This is a genomic window from Flavobacterium sp. 3HN19-14 (assembly GCF_051373205.1).
Classification (GTDB): domain Bacteria; phylum Bacteroidota; class Bacteroidia; order Flavobacteriales; family Flavobacteriaceae; genus Flavobacterium.
Genome location: NZ_JBPPZT010000001.1, coordinates 1,777,704 through 1,796,508, shown reverse-complemented (window position 1 = coordinate 1,796,508; position 18,805 = coordinate 1,777,704). Strand labels below are relative to the sequence as shown.

The following is an 18,805-nucleotide window of genomic DNA, read 5'->3' as shown; positions in this document are numbered from 1 at the left end:
TCAAAAAAATAATCTATGAAATCATTTTTACTTAAAAACAAGTATAAGTTTCTGATGTTTTGCGTGGCTTTCTTAAGCGTGCAAAATACAGCCTGGTCGACAGGAGTGGACTTATAACTTCGGCACCGGCACAGGCTCATTTACCTCGAGCACTGCTTCGACATCATTTTTACCAACGCCAACTTCGGGTACATCGAGGGTGAGGGTTGGAACCGAATCCTGGTTCATTTGTACTTGCCAATCCGGGTCTCGCGGCTTTAGGCGCTGACAGTGAGCTTCAGTTTACGTCTAACACAGGTTCAACATCGACTTCTAAATTTTCAATTTACGATTATGTTACCGCTAATAAAGGTTACGTAAAATTCAAAATCGCTTTTAATGGCGGAACCAACGGCGTTTACAATTTTTCATTGGGTGATGGCGCTACTTTCAGCGATAATAACGCGGTAGCTACTTCACAGGTTTTTGCAGGATTGAGATGGAGTTTAGGCGCATCAAATGCCGTAACTTACAATGTATTGAACGCCGGAACATACGGCACAACCGGGATTTCCAACCCGACGACATTATTCGTTCAAAATACTGCTACGGTTTATCAGGTAGAGATTTACGCGAATAACAGCAATGCTTCTACAAATTATACCAGAAGCTCAACAAGCTACAGCCTTCCCGCAGATTCATGGGATTTATGGGTTGACGGGACAAGAGTCGGCACCGCATTGGCTTCAGGACAGCTTGCCAACAATGCCAATTTCGATTCATTCGCTTTCAACCACCAGGTGAGCGCTACTACGCCCGGAACGGTATACTTAGACGACATCCAATATGCCAATCTATTGCCATCGAATGCAGCGCCAACCGCAACAGCCGGAATTTCAGGAACTGCAACTGTAGGACAGACTTTGACGGGTTCGCATACATATAATGATGCTGACGGAGATTTAGAAGGCACATCGACTTACAGATGGTTACGCGCCGATAACGGCTCGGGATTGAATGAAGCTGCGATTCCGGGTGAAACTGCAACAACTTACCTGCTCGGTTTAGCCGATGCCGGAAAATTCATCAGGTTTGGCGTGACGCCTGTGGCTGCAACAGGGGCATCTCCGGGAGCGGAAGTTTACAGTTCGTATGTTCGTTCCGATCAGCACCGGAAGCAATTCACTTTCGACCATTACTGCAGATTTGGGCTTTACGCCAACATCCAACGTGAATTACCTTTCCTACATCGGAACTGACGTAACAGGGACAAGCCTTGAAGTTGCGAAATTCAACCTGAATGATGTAACAGGCGCTCCGGATGACACGCTTTCAACAACTTTAACTGCGCTTTCTTTTTCGGTTTCAGGATATGAGCAATTCGAAAAAATCGCTTTATATGATGATACGAATACTGAAATCCAGGAAGTGGCTTCGGCTGCTGCAATTAATTTCACAGCATTGACCATTACTGCTGCTTCGGGAAGCTCAAAAAGCTTTTCCGTCAGAGCGACTTTCAAAACTATCGTTACAGATAATGTTCAGCCACAATTGACCATCACAGCTGCAACGGCCGATTCTAACGGTTCATTTTTTGCAGATGCGAATGCCGGCGGTGCAAGTTCGTCAACGTCGAATAATGACAATAAAATTGAAGTCACTGCGACAGCTTTGCAATTCGTTCAGGATGCTACCAACACAAATGTTGATGTAAATATGGTTCCTGCACCAACTGTAAAAGCAATCGATACCAATTCAAATATAGATCTTGATTTCACAGCTACTGTAAGCATTACTTCTACAGGAACGCTTGCAAGTACTCAAAACGTCAACGCGGTAAATGGAATTGCTGCTTTCCCGGCAATTAATCATTCTGTCGTACAAAACGGCGTTCAGTTGACGGCTGCTGCGAGTGGACTTTCAAACGCAACTTCCGCTTTGTTCAATATAACTGTTCAGGAAGCAGGAGAATTATTGTTTGAAGAAAACTTTAATTTTTCAGGTGTATTAACGGCTAACGGATGGACACAGATTGCTGCCATTGCCACCAATCCTATTTCAACAACAACCGGTTTGTCTTACACTGACTACGGTTCTACAAATGTCGGAAACGCTGCTGCGATGACAACAGGTCAGGACGTTTATCATACTTTCACTTCTCAGAATCCGGAAGCGGGAACAATTACAACTTATTATGCAACTGTAGTTGCTGTGCTTACGCCAACAACCGGTGGTGATTATTTCATGACTTTGGGAGAATCTTCTACGTTTGCAGGTTCAGCAACTTTCAGAGGAAGATTGTATGCCAAACAGGGAAGTTCAGCTTCTAAAGTAGTTTTTGGTATCGCGACTTCTACGACTCCGGTGAGTTATGACACTACAGAATATGACATCAACACGCCTATCTTATTGGCTGTGAAATATGTGTTTTCTGCAACAACTTCTACCGCTTATCTTTACGTAAATCCATCTGTTTATTCAGAACCTGCGGTAGCCAGTGCCAGTAATTCAATCGCTTCAACAGTGGCTGTCGGATTAAATGCAATCGTTTTAAGACAAGGTAGCGCTGCTGCTGCACCAACCATTCAGGTTGACGGCGTTCGTGTGGCAACCAATTGGGGTGCGGCTTTAGGAAATCCGCAATATGGAAGCAATGCTAACATCACAGCCGGAAATTACAATTCTGTAAACGTCCTTGGCGGAACACTTACTGCAACCGGTTCAGTTACGGTAAATAATGCCATTACTGTTCAGGGAAGCGGTGATTTCATCATCCCTAACAATACCAATTTGATCCAGAAAGGTGCTGTCAATAACAATTCAGGGAACATCACCGTAAAAGAGATGCGTTGATGAAACGCCTTGATTATGTATACTGGTCTTCTCCGGTTGCCGGACAGGATTTGAAATTGTTCTCTCCATACACTGTATCGACAGTAAATGCACCGGGTTATCCAACTGCAACAGGCGCGTCCCGTTTCTACACTTATGACGAAGTGACTGCAGCTTATCAGGTAATTCCACAGCCGTTAGGCGTAAATTTTGATGCTGCTAAAGGTTACATGCTGCGTGCTCCGAATAACTTCGATTCGAATCCAAATGCTGCTCCACAAACCTTTAACGGTTCATTCAATGGTGTACCGAACAACGGAGATATTTCAATTCCGGTCACTTATTCAGGTGCAACAAAAGGTTTCAACATGATTGGAAATCCTTATCCTTCAACAATTGACGCCGCCGCTTTATTGGCTGCCAATACCAATATTTCGACGCTTTATTTCTGGGCGCACGTAAACCAGAATGCCGCTTCAGGGGCTAATTATGCTACTTACAACGGTGTTGGTACAGCTGCCGCAACTGGTGGCGAAACACCAAACGGAACGATTCAGACAGGACAAGGTTTCTTAGCAAGAGTAACATCAGCAGGAAGTGTGAATTTTACGAATGCACTTCGTGTCAATAATACAGCAGGGCAATTCTTCAGAACTGCATTAGTTGAGAAAACCGCATCTGGTTGAATTTATCTGAAAACGGAACACCGAGAAATCAAATCTTAGTAGGTTATGTTACCGATGCAACCAATGGCCTTGACAACAATTTCGATGCAAAATTAATCGAAACTACCGGAAGTAAACTGTACAATCTTGTTGACAACAGCGAATATGTAATCCAGGGAAGAGCGCTTCCGTTTGTTAATACAGACGAAGTGGCTTTAGGTTTCATGACCGAAACTGCCGGGAATTTTACGATTTCTGCAGACCATTTCGACGGATTGTTTGAAAACGGACAGCAGATTTTCGTAAAAGACAACCTTACCGGAACAATCCATAACATTACGGAAGCACCTTATACTTTCGCTTCTGCAGCCGGAACTTTCAACAACCGTTTTGCAATCGTTTACCAGGCTGCAACACTTGGCGTTGAAAACCCAACTTTGGACAGCAACAGCATTGTGATTTACAAACAAAACAATGCACTTAACATCAATGCCGGCGCAACGGTAATGCAAAGCGTAAAAATTTTCGACATCAGCGGAAGAATGATTTACAATAATAATGATGTGAATTCGGCTTCGACTGTAGTGAACTTAAATGTGGCACAACAGGTTTTGGTGGTGCAGATTACTGCTGCAGATAATAAAACGGTAAGCAAGAAAGTCGTTTTCTAAAACTTTTTTCAACTTTATAATTTTAAAACCTCCTTTACGGGAGGTTTTTTTATGCCTGAAATCAAAGTTAACGTAACAATCAGTTAATACACCCTTAACATTAACCCTTTCATTACGAAGTACCTTTGCGCAAAATATCCAGACATGAAACAAGTTTACGTATCGCTGACTGCCTTTTTATTACTGATGATTTCCTGTACGACCGACAGGGATATCACCGAAAATGTCGTAATTCCGAATCCGGATGCGGTTTTGGTGCATTATTGGAATTTCAATGATTTGCCGGGCGACCCTAACTTGAGTAATGTCACACCAGACATGACTTTAATTCCAAACGGAGCTCGAATTGATTATGTTGGTACAGGAGATGGTCGTATGGATAGTTTCGACCTTGGATATAGTTTAAATGCCCGTAACGGTGATACTGAAGGTTCAGGATTGATGGCCAGAAACCCAAGTAACACGCGTAATCTGATCATCAGCCTTTCGACATTCGGATTTAAAAAACCAATCGTAAAATTCGCCACAGCAAGAAGCGGTTCGGGCGCGACAACTCAGAATTACAGTTATACCATTAATGGTACAGATTACATCACAACTGACCTTCCGACAACGACATTTACGGTTTCGGAAGACCCAACAATAGATGTTGTGACATTAGATTTCAGCAACATTTCAGGCGCTGATAATAATGCGAATTTCAAAGTAAAAATAAGCTTTGCGGGAGATACTACTTCAGCGCTTAATGGAAATGACCGTTTTGACAACATGACAATGGAAGCAATTCCATTAACTGCCGGAACCGCACCAAGCGGATTGAGTTATACTTCTCCGAATGCCTTCATTGTAAATTCGCCAATCACACCGTTAACGCCAACAGTTACAGGAAATGTAGTTGCATATTCCGTATCCCCTGCCCTTCCTGACGGCTTGGCGATTGATGCTGCAACAGGTATCATCAGCGGAACTCCGACGGCTTTATTTTTAGAAGCAACTTATACTGTTACCGCATCGAATACTGCCGGAAGTACAACGGCAGCTGTAGTGATTTCGGTAAATCCGGTGCCGGCTGCAGCGGTAATTCATTATTGGAATTTCAACGGATTGCCAACCGGAAATCTTACGACTATAAATGCCGATATGTCTTTGATTACGACTGCTACAGCCAACATCACCTATCCGGGAACAGGAGCAGGTTATATCGACCAGGTAAGTCCGGGATCGACATTAAACGCGCAAAACGGCGATGCCGAAGGTTTAGGACTCCGCGTAAGAAACCCAAGCAACACGCGTACATTAGACATCAAAGCTTCAACAAACGGTTACAAAAATATTGTCATCAAATTCGCCACCGAAAGAACCGGATCGGGCGCTACGGAACAGAATTATTCCTACAGCCTTGACGGAATCAACTTTATTACGACTTCACTTCCTGTGACGACTTACAGTCCGACTGTCGAACCAAATTTTGACATCGTGACTTTAGATTTATCGGCCATTTCAGGTGTAAACAACAACCCGAATTTTGTGTTCCGCATCAATTTTGGCGGAACGGCAGCTTCGGGCACCAGCGGCAACAACCGTTTTGACAACCTAACCATCCAAGGCAATAATTTATGAGAAATTTGAAATACAGCATTGCAGCCATCATTTTGGGTTCGGTTGCAATTTATGCGCAGAAAGCCGTCAGCATCAAACCTGAAAAATATATTTCGCTCGACATTCCGGAGCCATCGGATGTCTGCTTCCGCCCTGACGGAAAAAGTATGTTCATCGTAAGCGACAACGGATTTTTATTCGAAACCGACACCGAAGGCAAAATCATCCGCAAGGCCGATTATGCCGGACTCGACAATGAAGCCGTTTATGTGGATGAAAAATACGTTTATGCCGTTGAAGAAGTCACGCGTAAAATCAAAATTTTCGACGTCAATACATTGAAATTAGAAAGAACTGTAAATCTTCCGTATTCCGGCGGACGCAACAAAGGATACGAGGCGCTTACATTCAACAAAGCCAAAAATAAATTCGTGATTTTAACTGAAAAAGATCCGGTTTATTTGTTCGAACTGGACGCAGATTTAAAAGTCGTTAATGAAATCAACATGAGTAAAATTGCGCGCGATATCTCAGCTGCGACTTACTACAACAATGCACTTTGGCTGTTAAGCGATGAAGACATGACGGTTTTCAAACTCGACCCGAATACTTACGAAGTACTTGCAAAATGGAAAGTGCCAATCATCAACCCGGAAGGCATCGCATTTGACAAAAGCGGCAACCTGCTGATCCAGTCAGACGATATGAAGCGTTTGTATTTCTTTAAAAATCCTGAAAAACAGTAAGATGAAAAATAATTTCTACATACCATTCACATTATTTTTATTTGTAACTTCGACTGCTTTCGCACAATTGACGCTGACCAATGGCAATCATACGCTTGAAATCAGCGGAAGCGTTTCGAGTTATTACAATTACAGGGCTTTGAAACCAGGGAAGTTGAAAGGGACAAAGACCGTTTCAAACTGCGCGACGCACAATTGCAATTGGAAGGAAGAATCGGAAATATTTGGGAATATGAAGTCCAGGTTGATTTTGCCGACATGGCCGCCAACAACAATAACGGCACGCCGGATCCTGAAAACCCGGGTTTGATGGATGCTTACGTGATTTACAAAGGCCTCGGATTCATGGATATTCAGGCAGGTTACGGAAAGTTGTATTATTCGAGAAGTTCTTTGGTGCCTTTCGCTTATTCGACTTACTGGCAACGTGCGGAACTCACCAGGGCGATATTTTCAGTTCACGTGACGTGGGTGTGACTTTGATGAAAAGCTTCTGGAACCAGCGCATCAACGCTTATGTTGGCGTTTATACAGGCTTGGGCGAATTGACGCTCAACGGCGATAATGACGCGAGCGGACAACCGGAATATGCCGGAAGAGTCGATTTTTCGTATCCGTCAAGATACCGTTACCGCGAGATTGACGACAGGATTACGCCGATACCCATGTTCTCGATTGGAATCAATGGAAGATATGCGAACAAAGCGATTCCTGACGGAGAAGAAATGTTGCCGAATTCAACCGGAGAATACGGCATTAAAGTAATTAATGGCAAGAAATATGTGTACGGATTTGACGCGGCTTTTCAATATATGGGCTTTTCAGGACAATTCGAATTGCACCAGATCAAAGGAGAACCGAAATCGCCGACAGACCCGTTATTGCACAATCTGACTTCGGAACAGACAGGAGGTTATTTTTTGGCTGGAGGTTATGTGGCACAGGTGAATTATTTTGCAAAGAAAATCAAAACGGTTTTTTCTGCGCGATATGAAGAACTTGATCTGAATGACCTGGTTGCCGGAAATTCACAGCGTTTTTCGCCGGCAATCGCTTACCAACTGGACGGATTTGACGCAATGATCAAGTTCCAGTATTTCAATGTACTGAAAGAAGAAAGCGTCGACCCGCTAAAATGGCGCGAGCAATACAGAATCGGAATTCAATTGAACTTTAAATAATTAAATAAATAGACATGATTAAAAAATTACTCCTTACGGCATTGCTGGTTTTCTCGGCCAATGCATTCGCGCAGATCAGCTCGTTTCCGGCTTCGGAAAGCTTTGATGCTGTTTTCACAGAAGGTACCGATGTTGCGTTCATCCCGAACTTAACCGGAAATACCGTAAATCCGACCGCTACGGCTACAAGGATTTTCCGTGACGAAACCACTTACTTTTCTGCTCCGGCAGCTTTGAGCATTATCCCGACAAGCGGATTTACTGGCGATGTACGCGTTAGCCTTAACATGACAACCGCATCTTCTTTGGCATTTCTCTTTCAAAGCAAAATCGATGTTAAACGGCGACGGAACCGGAACAAGAGATGTTGTTTTGAACATGGAAACATCAATCGACGCCGGTACTACATGGATTGGCACTCAGGTTGTAGCTTCACTTCCAAATGCTGATCAGGATGATTTTAGTGATTTTACTTATGCTTTACCGGCTGCCGCTAACAACCAGGCAAATGTATTGGTTCGTTTCCGCGTGACAAGAGGCGACGGAAGCGGAACTGCAGGAAAACTAATCATTGACGATGTCAATATCGCACAATCTTCAACTCCGCAATTGGCCGTTGACGAGACTTCAATGACATTCACACAGGTTGTGGGAGCACCATCACCAAACCACACGGTAAATGTTTCAGGAAGCAATTTGACCGGAAATATTACGCTTACTGCAACTACAGATTTTGAAATCTCATTATCTGCCACGACAGGATCTGGTCCTTCACTTTCATTAACTCCAGCTGCAGGCGTTGTAGCCGAAACGGTTGTATATGTAAGAATGAATGCCGCTGCAGCCGGAGATTATACCGGAACTGTAACTGTTACTACTGCCGGAGTGACCAGTGCTGTTGTCGCCCTTTCGGGAACTAATACAGCGGTGAATCTTACCAACCCTGAGCCGTTACATATCGGCGCCTGGGCCTGCAAGTATTTTTACGGCTTGGGATCCTGCATCTGCAATCAATACTTTCCCTGACTACATGGCTTTCTGGACACATGCGGTTACAGATCCTGATTTGACAACGCCTTTCACTGAAGACTGGCACTGTCTTTATAACCTGACAAACAGGTCGCGTTTTGCAGGCGAAGGGGATAATGGCGTTTCATTTGTCAATACAGGAAACTCGCAATACACAGGTGTTTGCGACGGTTCAGATCCGGCACAGGCAACAGGTTCAACTATCGAAAACGGGCGTTCAGGAGCAGTTGTATTGAGTCTTATGGCAGACCAGCCAATCGGAATCGGCTCTTATGTTTCTGCAGATTTGCACTGGACGGCAAGAACTATTTTGAAAAACAACCGCGTTTACGGATTGAGATTACAATACCGCAACGGTACAACTAACAATGTCAATCCGAATGAAGGATGGACAGAATTTGCAACCACACAAAGCTACACCAGTGGTGAAGACAATACTTCACAGGATTTTGTAACCGTATTACCAGCTGAGCTTTTGAATGAAGAATTCGGATTTCAGTTGCGTTGGGTTTACTATTACATCAGCGGAACAGGAAGCCGTGCACAGTTGGCTTTAGATGACATCAGCATCAGCAATATCGTTTTGGGTACTGAAAATTTCGAATTGAACAATCGCTTCAGCTTTTATCCAAATCCGGTAAATGGCAATATGATTCATTTTAATGTGGCTTCAGATGTTAGTATTTCTGACATCAGCGGAAAACAAATCATTTCTGCAAAAAACGCAACTGATTTAGATGTCAGCGCATTGACTTCGGGTGTTTATTTTATCAGAAATAATGAAGGTAAAGTATTGAAAATGGTGAAATAATTTTCAAAAAAACATTTTTAAAAACTCCCTGTAGCTAAAACTGCAGGGAGTTTTTTATTGACCGATGCATTGCGGGCATTGGCCTCAAAAATATAGAATTTAGATAAAAAATTACTTGATTTACAACATCAAATTCAGCGAAAATACACCAATGTTAAATATCTCCTAACAATAAGTTAACATATATTAATTTATCGCTAAAGCCTTTAGAAGTAATTTTACGGCCTGATAAATTAAAGTCTATCAAATTAAAAAAATTATGAGAAAAACTACATCTGAATCAAGCGCTTTTGGGCGGACAATGATGAAAATGAAACAACTCCTGATTCCGGTTTTACTGCTGGTTCTAGGAACTGCTGCCAACGCGCAGACGACCAGCAGATTTAACGACGGTTACCTTACCGTTTTTAAAGTGACTTCCGGCGCAGCGTTAGGGAACACGGGAACACAAATCGTAACCGAGGAGTATCTTCCGACTGGTGCCGCTCAGGCTTCACCAAACTTTAGCGTTACACTTCCAACAGGGGCGAGTGGCGTTGTTGTTTCAGGAACCGCTTCTTCAGCCGGTGCAATCAGCAGGTCTGAGAACGGCCGTTACCTGATTATTCCGGGTTATGCTGCCGCAATTGGCGCTGCCAATTCTACATTCAATACCAATGGAACTGCGCGGACTTTAAATGCTTCCGGTACATTGGGAACCGGAATTGTTGGCTCTTTCTACAGTACAAACAACGACCTTCGCGGTGCAACAAGTGATGACGGAACAAATTACTGGTTCACGGGAGGAAGTCTTGGTATCAGATATTCTAATAACGGAACTACTGTTTCGACCATTTCTACAACAAGCACGAATACACGTGTTACTCATATTTTTAACGGCCAGTTGTACTATTCTACCGGTTCGGGAACAAACGGAATTTATCAGGTAGGCACCGGGAAACCGACAACTACAGCAACTTCAGTAATCACTGCGCCAAGTACAGTTCCTTACAGTTTTTCTGTAAGCCCTGATGGATTAACGATTTATGCATTTGGTTCTGCCAACACTATCGTACGTTTTACTAATTCAGGTGGAGTATGGAGTGCAGCATCGGCTGGTTTTACACTTAATGCCGCAACTGGATTAGCCGTTGACTGGAATGGTTATTCTTTTTCAACAGGTGCAAATGGCGCCAAAATTTATGCTTGTAACGGCACAACTTTAGTTTCTGGTAATGATAACGGAACAGCTGCAATTACGACAACGACATTGCGCACTTTAACCGGTAATAACGCTTTCCGCGGATTGGCTTTTTCTCCTGTTAAGGAAACCATCAACTTGGGTGCATCGACACCAGTAGCAGGAAATGTTTTTCAGGGAACAAATGACAAAGTATTATTCCAACTCACGCTTACTGCGGATGAAGGAAACTCAACCGTTAAGAAATTAATCGTTGCGCAAACCGGAACTTCTAATATCGCTTCAGATTTAACAAGCATCAGACTCATAGACGATGCTAACGGAAATGGTATTTTTGACGGAGGCGAAACAGTATTGTCAACCGGTACAGTTTCGGGTTCAAATATTACTTTCGACGGAATTTCTCAAACTTATATTACCGAAAGCAGCAGCAAAAACTATTTAGTCGTTGCTAATATTTCGGCTTCGGCTACAGGAACATTCATTCCTTCTGTAGCGACAAACAAAACCTTAAATTCGATTAACTATACTTCAAATGTTGTCAACGCAGGAGGAAGTTTTGTCACTATTGGTGTTACGCCACCAACCGGAAACGCACTTACATTTGTAACTGCTGCTACTCCGGTTATTGCACACACAGGAACATTAGCTGCACTTTCCACAACATACGGAACTGCCTCATCAACAACTTCATTTGACGTTTCAGGAACGGATATGACGGCCGGAATTTCTGTAAATCCACCGGCTGGTTTCCAGGTTTCTACAACTTCTGATTTTTCTGCCAATGTTGGAAGCAACGGTTCGCCGATTACGGTTGGCGCTGCAGGAACTATCGCTTCAACTACGGTTTATGTACGTTTATCTTCAACAGCGACAGTAATCAGCTCACCTTATTCAGGTGATATCGTATTGTCAAGTACCGGTGCTGCGTCACAAAATGTGGCTGCGGCTTCAAGTACTGTTAGCACAAGGGCGCTTACTATTACTGGAATTACTGCGAATAACAAACAATTCGACGGAAACGATACTGCTACCTTAAGCGGAACTGCAACTTTAGTTAACGTTGTAAATGCTGACAACGTAGCATTGACCGGTACGCCAACGGCTACTTTTACAAGTTCTGCGGTGGGTACTGCGATTCCGGTTACGGTTACAGGTTACAGCCTTACAGGAAGCACTGCGCCAAACTATACGCTTAGTCAACCAACAGGATTGGCTGCGAATATTACAGCTTCAGGTCAGACGATTACTTTCGGAGCATTGCCTTCTAAGTCTGTAAGCGACGATCCGTTCAATTTAACGGCTACTGCAAGTTCAGGTTTGACTGTAACCTATGCCAGTTCGAATGAAGCGGTTGCAACAGTAAGTGGCGATACAGTTACGATTCACGGCGTTGGAGATACAGTCATTACAGCTTCACAAGCTGGGAATGCTGAGTATGCCGCCGCTGCGGATGTACCTCAGACTTTAACTGTTGTTGGATTGGCAGATCAGACGATTACTTTCAACGCGTTAGCCAATAAAGTTTACGGTGATGCTACATTTGAATTGACTGCTACGGCTTCTTCAGGATTAGCCGTTAGTTATTCAAGTTCAAATCCTGCTGTTGCGACAGTTTCAGGAACAACCGTAACTATCGTTGGTGTTGGAACAACTAACATCACCGCTTCACAAGGAGGTAATGCGACTTACAATCCGGCTCCGAATGTAATCCAGCCATTTACTTCTACTGCGAAACAACTGACTGTAATCAATGCCGCCGTTACGCCAAAAGTTTATAACGGAACAAATGCTGCTACCATCACCGGCGCAACTTTATCCGGAACAATAGGAAGCGACGTCGTTACACTGAACGGCGGCGGTACTTATGATGATGTGAATGTAAATACCGGAATCAACGTAACAACAGCCTTTACTTTAGATGGCGCTGATGCTGCGAAATATACTGTTGCACAACCAGTTTTGACCGGAGATATCACTAAAGCTTCACAAACTGTTGTATTTGGTGCTCTGGCACAGAAAACAATTTTCGATGCCGATTATACAGTAACGGCTACATCTGCAACTTCGGCAACAAATACAATTACTTATTCAAGTTCGAATCCTGCTGTTGCAACTATTACCGGAAACACTGTGCATATTACAGGTGCCGGAACAACTACGATTTCAGCGTCTCAGGCATCAAGCCAGAATTACAATGCTGCTAACACTGATCAGGCATTGGTGGTCATATCCCCATTGTACCTGAATCAATTTACGGGAACTGCTGCTTGTCCGACACAAGGCAATACGCCTTCAGTTCCTACGCATGTTACCGGAACTCCTTTGACAAGAACTACAATTTTGTGTAATTCTACAGGAAACGTATTCAACTCTAACACATTAAATAATACTGCAGCTGTAAGCAATACTTCATACATCGAATTCTCTGTTTCAGCGGCTACAGGATACAAGCTGAACCTGACCGGAGTTTCTTTCTTCAGACAAGGCAGCAACACAGCGCCAAACAGTCTGGAAGTGCGTTACAGTACAGACAATTTCGCTACTTCAACTTCATGGGGCGCTGCGCCATTGACGCCAACTGCAGGTACAGTTGCCACGTGGGATTTTGCCGATTTCAGTTCTGCTACAAGCGGAACAGTTACTTTCAGAATTTATCCTTATGGAACACAACGTGCAGATTTAGGTGCCGGCGCTGCTGCTGCATCAGGAACTTTCAGATTGGATGATGTGACGGTTTTAGGAACTGCAACACTTGTTCCAACCCCGGTGATTGCATCAACCGGAACGCCTGCGGCGCTTTCAACAATTTACGGAACTGCATCAACTACAACTTCATTCAACGTTTCAGGTGCAGATATGACTGCTGGAATTTCGGTAAATCCACCTGCTGGATTCCAGGTTTCAACAACTTCAGATTTTTCTGCAAATACAGGAAGCAACGGTTCACCGATTACAGTTGGTGCTGCCGGCACGATTGCTTCAACTCCGGTTTACGTGCGTTTATCAGCTACTGCTACACCTATCGCTTCCCCTTACTCAGGAGATATCGTATTGACAAGTACAGGCGCTGCGACAGTAAATGTTGCTACCGCTTCAAGTACAGTAAATACAAAAGAATTGACCATTACAGGTCTTACTGCCAATAATAAGGAATATGACGGCAATACAACTGCTACTTTAAGCGGAACTGCTGTATTGAATGGCGTTGTAAATTCTGACGATACGACACTTACAGGAACACCAGCTGCTACTTTCGACAGTGCCGCTGTTGCGAATGCAGTTCCGGTACACGTTACAAGTTACAGCCTTTCTGGCACAACTGCTGCTAATTATACTTTGACGCAACCAACGTTGTCAGCTAATATTACAGCTTTAGGACAAACGATTACTTTTGCTCCGATTCCGACAAAAACAACAAATGATGCGCCTTTCGCGTTGACTGCTACCGCAAGTTCAGGACTTACCGTTACTTACGCAAGTTCGAACCCGGCAGTAGCTACCGTAGCAGGTGATACTGTTACGATTGTAGGTACAGGTACAACAACTATTACCGCTTCACAAACTGGTGACGCCACTTATGGCGCTGCACCAAATGTTGACCGTACATTGACAGTAAATGCATATGTACCACAATTTACACCGGGAAGAATCGTTGTAACACGTGTTGGTGCAACCGGTTCAGGAACTGCGCCTACAAGTGCTGCCAACCCTGTATTTTTGGATGAATATACAACTTCGGGAACTGCAGGTGTTTCATTTGCATTGCCGACAACTTCAGATGCAACTGTAAACAGGATTACAGATAGTGGAAGTGCAACTTCAGAAGTACAATTGAATCTTTCTGCAGACGGACAATACCTTACTCTTGGCGGATACGATGCTGCTGTTGGACAAACCAGCGTTAACAGTACAGCCAACATCAGAAGGGTTATCGCACGTATCAATAACTCTGGTGTGGTTTCGACGAGCGTAATGCCGAGTACCATCCACGGAAGTGGTTTCAGATCGGTTACTACAGTTGACGGTTCACGCTACTGGACTGGCGGAAACGGAACCGGTGTTACCTCTTTAACACACCAGGGAAATACGACTACGGCTACGCCAACTACAATTTCATCGACAGTTACTAACCTTCGTACGGTTTCAGTTTACAACAACCAATTGTATGTAAGTACAGGTTCAGGAACAACAGGTGTTTATAAAGTAGGAACTGGCTTGCCTACTACAACCGGACAGGTTTCAACCGTTAATTTAGCCGGTGGTGATCCATATGCTTATTATATGGTCAACAGAGGTGGAACCAACTGGAACACTTATGTTGCTTACGTAACGGTACCGGGAATCTACAAATGGTCATCAACCGACAATGGTGCAACATGGACGGCCCGCGGAAGTGTAACCACTACTCCTATCGCCGGCATCATCGCACAGGTAAATGGTTCAGATGTAGATATCTACGCAACTTCTGCTGGAACTGCAGGAACAACGCCGGTTGCGCCGGTGATCATTAAATTGACAGATACCGCGCTTTTTGATGCAGCCATAACAGGAACAGCTTCTGTAATTGCAACGGCTCCTGCAAATACTTTCTTCAGAGGAATTGCATTTGCTCCGGCATTACTTACTCCGGCGATTTCTAACACTACATTGGTTGCTTCAGGAACTGTTGATGCTACTTTCAGCAATTACACGATCACTGCAGTAAATTCTCCTGACAGTTATGATGCTACAGGTTTACCCGCCGGATTAACGGTTGACAGCATTACTGGCGTCATCAGCGGAACACCAACAGTTGCAGGAACTTTCAACGTAACGATTTCTGCAACAAACGGCGCAGGAACAGGTTCGGCCACTTTAGTAATCACCGTTGCAAAAGCAAACCAAGTGATTACTTTTAACGCATTACCAGGCAAAGATATCAGTGATCCTGATTTCGTATTGACAGCGACTTCTGCTACTTCAGCAGTGAACCCGATTACTTATACAAGCTCAAATCCGGCGGTAGCAACAGTTACTGGCGATACGGTTCACATCGTTGGTTCAGGATCAACTACAATTACAGCGCACCAGGCAGGAAATGCGAACTATAATGCTGCTGCGGATGTACCACAAATCTTGAATGTAACGAACGGCGGACTTTCAGACCAAACCATTACATTCAACACTTTACCGAATGCGGTTTACGGCGATGCTAACTTTGCTTTGACAGCGACAGCTTCTTCAGGATTGACAGTGAGTTATATCAGCTCAAACCCTGCAGTTGCAATAGTTTCCGGAAACACAGTAACAGTTGTCGGAATCGGAACAACCAACATCACGGCTTCACAAGCAGGAGACGGAAGTTACAATCCGGCTCCAAACGTTATTCAGTCATTGACAGTTACAGCAAAACAACTTACCGTAACAGGTGCTTCGGTAACTGCTAAAACTTATGATACCACAACAGCAGCTACAATCACCGGAGCTACGCTTTTCGGAGTTGTAGGTTCTGATGTTGTGACTTTAAACGGCGGTGGTGCTTTTGACGATGCCAACGCAGGAATAGGCAAAAATGTCACTACAACTTATACGCTTGGCGGTGCTGATGCGGCGAAATATACATTGGCACAACCAACATTGACAGGTGACATCAACAAAGCCAGCCAAACGATTACATTTCGCCCAATTTCTCAAAAAACAACGTTCGATATAGATTTTGCACTGACGGCTACTTCGGCTACATCTGCCATAAATCCGATTACTTATTCGAGTTCAGATACAAATGTGGCCACTGTCACAGGGAATATGGTTCATGTCGTTGGAACCGGAACAACTATTATCACAGCTTCACAGGCAATGAGCCAGAATTACAATGCTGCTACCAGCGTTGACCAGTCAATGGTTGTTGTAAATGCGTTATACCTGAACCAGTTTACAGGTGCGACAGCTTGTCCGACACAAGGAAATGTGCCTACTACTGCCGCCAATGCTACAGGTTCGCCTTTAACAAGAAGTACAACAACTTGTCAGTCTACAGGAAATGTATTCAACTCGACAACGCTTAATAACACAGCTGTCGTAAGTAATACTTCTTATATAGAATTTTCAATCAAGGCGGCTGCGGGCCACCAATTGAACCTGACTTCGGTTTCATTCTTCAGGCAGGCAAGTAATTCTGCGCCAAACCGTATGGAAGTACGTTACAGTACAGACAATTTCGCAACCTCAACTTCTTGGGGCGCTGCACCGGTTTCTCCGGTTGTCGGAACTGTAGCCACTTGGGATTTTGCCGATTTTATTGCTCCGGAAGGCGCAACGGTATATTTCAGGATTTACCCTTACGGAACACAACGTGCCGATTTGACTGCTGCTGCAGCTGCTGCTTCAGGAACTTTCAGGGTTGATGACGTGTCGATTTTCGGAACAGTTACCGAAGGTGTTACCTGGAACGGAACCGCATGGTCTAATATTACCGGACAGAACAGCAGCTTTAAATACCAGAATCGAAGGCACATACAATACCGCTGCAAATGGAGAATTCACTGCTAAAAACTTAAGTGTTAATTCTGGTTCATTTACAATCAGTACAGGAACAGATATTTCTGTAATCGAAGATGTAACCAACAACCTCAGCGCTGCTAATTTTGTAGTAGAAAACAACGCCAACCTTATCCAGACAGGAAGTATCAATAATAACGTTGGCGCAATTACCGTTAAACGCAATGCCGTGATGAGAAGATTGGATTATGTATACTGGGGATCACCGGTTGCGGGACAGTCTTTGAAATTGTTCTCTCCTTACACCGTGTCTCCTGTAAATGCTCCGGGCTTCCCTACTCCAACCGGCGCATCGCGTTTCTATACGCTTGATGAAACTACTAACAGTTTTGCAGTTATTGCTGATCCACTCAACACTTCATTTGAATTGTCGAAAGGTTATATGTTGCGTGCACCGAACAATTTCCCGGCTGCCGGTACTCCGCAAACTTTCAACGGGGTATTTACGGGTGTACCAAATAATGGTGATAACGGTATCGCAATTACGAATACAGCTGTAACCGGAAAAGGATATAACATGTTGGGTAACCCTTATCCATCGACCATGAATGCTGATTTGTTCCTGGCACAAAATCCGGGTGAATTGTACTTCTGGACACACACCAATCAGGATGCCCCTTCAGGAGCGAATTATGCAACTTACACCACTTTTGGAACAGCTTCAGCTGCCGGTGGTGCAACGCCTGACGGAACGATTGCTATCGGACAAGGATTCTTGTTGAAAACTGCTTCTACGGGAACTGCTACTTTCCTTAACACGATGCGTAATGGGGTTAACAATGCAACTTTCTTCAGAAATGCAAATGTTGAAAAGAACCGCATCTGGATGAACCTTACTAATTCAGTTGGCTTACAAAACCAAATCCTTGTAGGTTATATGGACGGCGCTACGAATGGTGTTGATACTTCTATCGATGCTACGCAAATCGAAAGCGGCATCGATAACATTGCAACAATGATTGGAAGTGAGAAGTTCAACATCCAGGGCACGTGCGCTTCCATTTGCAGTTACTGATGAGATTCCGATGAGTTTTAATGCACTTGCTGCAGGAACTTTCACGATCGCTATTGACCACGTTGACGGCTTATTTGAAGGTGAGCAGAATGTTTACATCAAGGATGCTGTAACAGGAATTACGCACAACCTGAAAGAAAGCGGCTATACATTTGCTGCCGAAGCAGGAACTGCAACAAACCGTTTCAGCGTAGTATTCCAAAACACAACTCTTGGGGTTGAAAATCCTGTATTGGATGCCAACAGCATTGTGGTTTTCAAACAACAAAATGTATTGCAGGTGAATTCAGGAAGCAACACAATGGCTTCAGTTAAAGTATTTGATGTAAGAGGCCGATTGATTGACGAATTGAACGGAATCAACACCAATACTGCTTCATTGACTAATTTGAAAGCAGAACAAGAAGTATTATTGGTTCAGATTACAACAACCGATAACAAAGTAGTTACTAAGAAAGTAGTTTACTAATACTTTAAAAATTCTATTGAAAGCCTTCCGGGAAACCGGGAGGCTTTTTTTTTGAAAAAATTTAGCGCCGGTTTAAAAAACAGGTATT

General features: G+C 43.8%; 13 protein-coding genes and 1 pseudogene. All 14 read left to right on the top strand.

The genetic code is table 11. From position 1 onward, the window contains the following. Window positions 1-206: 206 nt before the first annotated feature. The 14 genes and pseudogenes from ACSLFW_RS09595 to ACSLFW_RS09530 all read left to right on the top strand — a co-directional run bounded on the left by ACSLFW_RS09595 (window position 207) and on the right by ACSLFW_RS09530 (window position 18,717). Window positions 207-1,238, top strand: a complete 1,032-nt coding sequence (locus tag ACSLFW_RS09595; RefSeq protein WP_436555567.1) for a hypothetical protein — start codon at window positions 207-209, stop codon at window positions 1,236-1,238. Continuing rightward, complete coding sequence (locus ACSLFW_RS09590; RefSeq protein WP_436555566.1) at window positions 1,132-2,832, top strand: hypothetical protein; 1,701 nt, start codon at window positions 1,132-1,134, stop codon at window positions 2,830-2,832. The genes ACSLFW_RS09595 and ACSLFW_RS09590 overlap by 107 nt, the downstream gene beginning before the upstream one ends. Continuing rightward, window positions 2,832-3,497: a hypothetical protein gene (locus ACSLFW_RS09585; RefSeq protein WP_436555565.1), complete on the top strand. Its 666-nt coding sequence runs from the start codon at window positions 2,832-2,834 to the stop codon at window positions 3,495-3,497. The genes ACSLFW_RS09590 and ACSLFW_RS09585 overlap by 1 nt, the downstream gene beginning before the upstream one ends. Beyond that, window positions 3,494-4,147 carry a T9SS sorting signal type C domain-containing protein gene (locus ACSLFW_RS09580; protein WP_436555564.1) on the top strand — a complete coding sequence of 218 codons (654 nt, stop codon included), beginning with the start codon at window positions 3,494-3,496 and terminating at the stop codon, window positions 4,145-4,147. Before ACSLFW_RS09585 ends, ACSLFW_RS09580 begins: the two co-directional genes overlap by 4 nt. 144 nt (window positions 4,148-4,291) lie before the next feature. Then, complete coding sequence (locus ACSLFW_RS09575) at window positions 4,292-5,767, top strand: putative Ig domain-containing protein (RefSeq protein ID WP_436555563.1); 1,476 nt, start codon at window positions 4,292-4,294, stop codon at window positions 5,765-5,767. After that, complete coding sequence (locus ACSLFW_RS09570) at window positions 5,764-6,492, top strand: SdiA-regulated domain-containing protein (RefSeq protein ID WP_436555562.1); 729 nt, start codon at window positions 5,764-5,766, stop codon at window positions 6,490-6,492. Before ACSLFW_RS09575 ends, ACSLFW_RS09570 begins: the two co-directional genes overlap by 4 nt. Before the next feature lie 168 nt (window positions 6,493-6,660). After that, a pseudogene (locus ACSLFW_RS09565) lies at window positions 6,661-6,969 on the top strand (porin); the annotation flags it as partial. A 5-nt stretch (window positions 6,970-6,974) separates the two neighbouring features. Further along, the gene (locus tag ACSLFW_RS09560; protein WP_436555561.1) at window positions 6,975-7,673 is read left to right on the top strand and encodes a hypothetical protein; all 699 of its coding nucleotides are present in this window, start codon (window positions 6,975-6,977) and stop codon (window positions 7,671-7,673) included. A gap of 14 nt (window positions 7,674-7,687) precedes the next feature. Then, window positions 7,688-8,122, top strand: a complete 435-nt coding sequence (locus ACSLFW_RS09555; RefSeq protein ID WP_436555560.1) for a hypothetical protein — start codon at window positions 7,688-7,690, stop codon at window positions 8,120-8,122. Further along, a complete protein-coding gene (locus tag ACSLFW_RS09550; protein WP_436555559.1) occupies window positions 8,007-8,699 on the top strand; it encodes a hypothetical protein in 693 nt (230 codons plus the stop codon). Before ACSLFW_RS09555 ends, ACSLFW_RS09550 begins: the two co-directional genes overlap by 116 nt. Window positions 8,700-8,703: 4 nt before the next feature. Next, on the top strand, window positions 8,704-9,513 hold the full coding sequence (locus ACSLFW_RS09545) for a T9SS type A sorting domain-containing protein (RefSeq protein ID WP_436555558.1): 810 nt from the start codon (window positions 8,704-8,706) through the stop codon (window positions 9,511-9,513). Window positions 9,514-9,772: 259 nt separating this feature from the next. After that, window positions 9,773-17,224, top strand: coding sequence for a YDG domain-containing protein (locus ACSLFW_RS09540; RefSeq protein WP_436555557.1), 7,452 nt, complete (start codon window positions 9,773-9,775; stop codon window positions 17,222-17,224). Beyond that, on the top strand, window positions 17,112-18,248 hold the full coding sequence (locus tag ACSLFW_RS09535; protein WP_436555556.1) for a hypothetical protein: 1,137 nt from the start codon (window positions 17,112-17,114) through the stop codon (window positions 18,246-18,248). Before ACSLFW_RS09540 ends, ACSLFW_RS09535 begins: the two co-directional genes overlap by 113 nt. Then, window positions 18,199-18,717, top strand: a complete 519-nt coding sequence (locus ACSLFW_RS09530) for a T9SS sorting signal type C domain-containing protein (protein ID WP_436555555.1) — start codon at window positions 18,199-18,201, stop codon at window positions 18,715-18,717. Before ACSLFW_RS09535 ends, ACSLFW_RS09530 begins: the two co-directional genes overlap by 50 nt. Window positions 18,718-18,805 lie beyond the last annotated feature (88 nt).

Excerpts from the sequence above, each read along its gene's own strand:
- ACSLFW_RS09590 (WP_436555566.1), top strand. The coding sequence starts at position 1,132 with ATGTTCGTTCCGATCAGCACCGGAAGCAATTCACTTTCGACCATTACT.
- ACSLFW_RS09540 (WP_436555557.1), top strand. The coding sequence starts at position 9,773 with ATGAGAAAAACTACATCTGAATCAAGCGCTTTTGGGCGGACAATGATG.
- ACSLFW_RS09545 (WP_436555558.1), top strand. The coding sequence starts at position 8,704 with ATGGCTTTCTGGACACATGCGGTTACAGATCCTGATTTGACAACGCCT.
- ACSLFW_RS09575 (WP_436555563.1), top strand. The coding sequence starts at position 4,292 with ATGAAACAAGTTTACGTATCGCTGACTGCCTTTTTATTACTGATGATT.
- ACSLFW_RS09555 (WP_436555560.1), top strand. The coding sequence starts at position 7,688 with ATGATTAAAAAATTACTCCTTACGGCATTGCTGGTTTTCTCGGCCAAT.
- ACSLFW_RS09560 (WP_436555561.1), top strand. The coding sequence starts at position 6,975 with ATGAAAAGCTTCTGGAACCAGCGCATCAACGCTTATGTTGGCGTTTAT.
- ACSLFW_RS09570 (WP_436555562.1), top strand. The coding sequence starts at position 5,764 with ATGAGAAATTTGAAATACAGCATTGCAGCCATCATTTTGGGTTCGGTT.
- ACSLFW_RS09550 (WP_436555559.1), top strand. The coding sequence starts at position 8,007 with ATGTTAAACGGCGACGGAACCGGAACAAGAGATGTTGTTTTGAACATG.
- ACSLFW_RS09585 (WP_436555565.1), top strand. The coding sequence starts at position 2,832 with ATGAAACGCCTTGATTATGTATACTGGTCTTCTCCGGTTGCCGGACAG.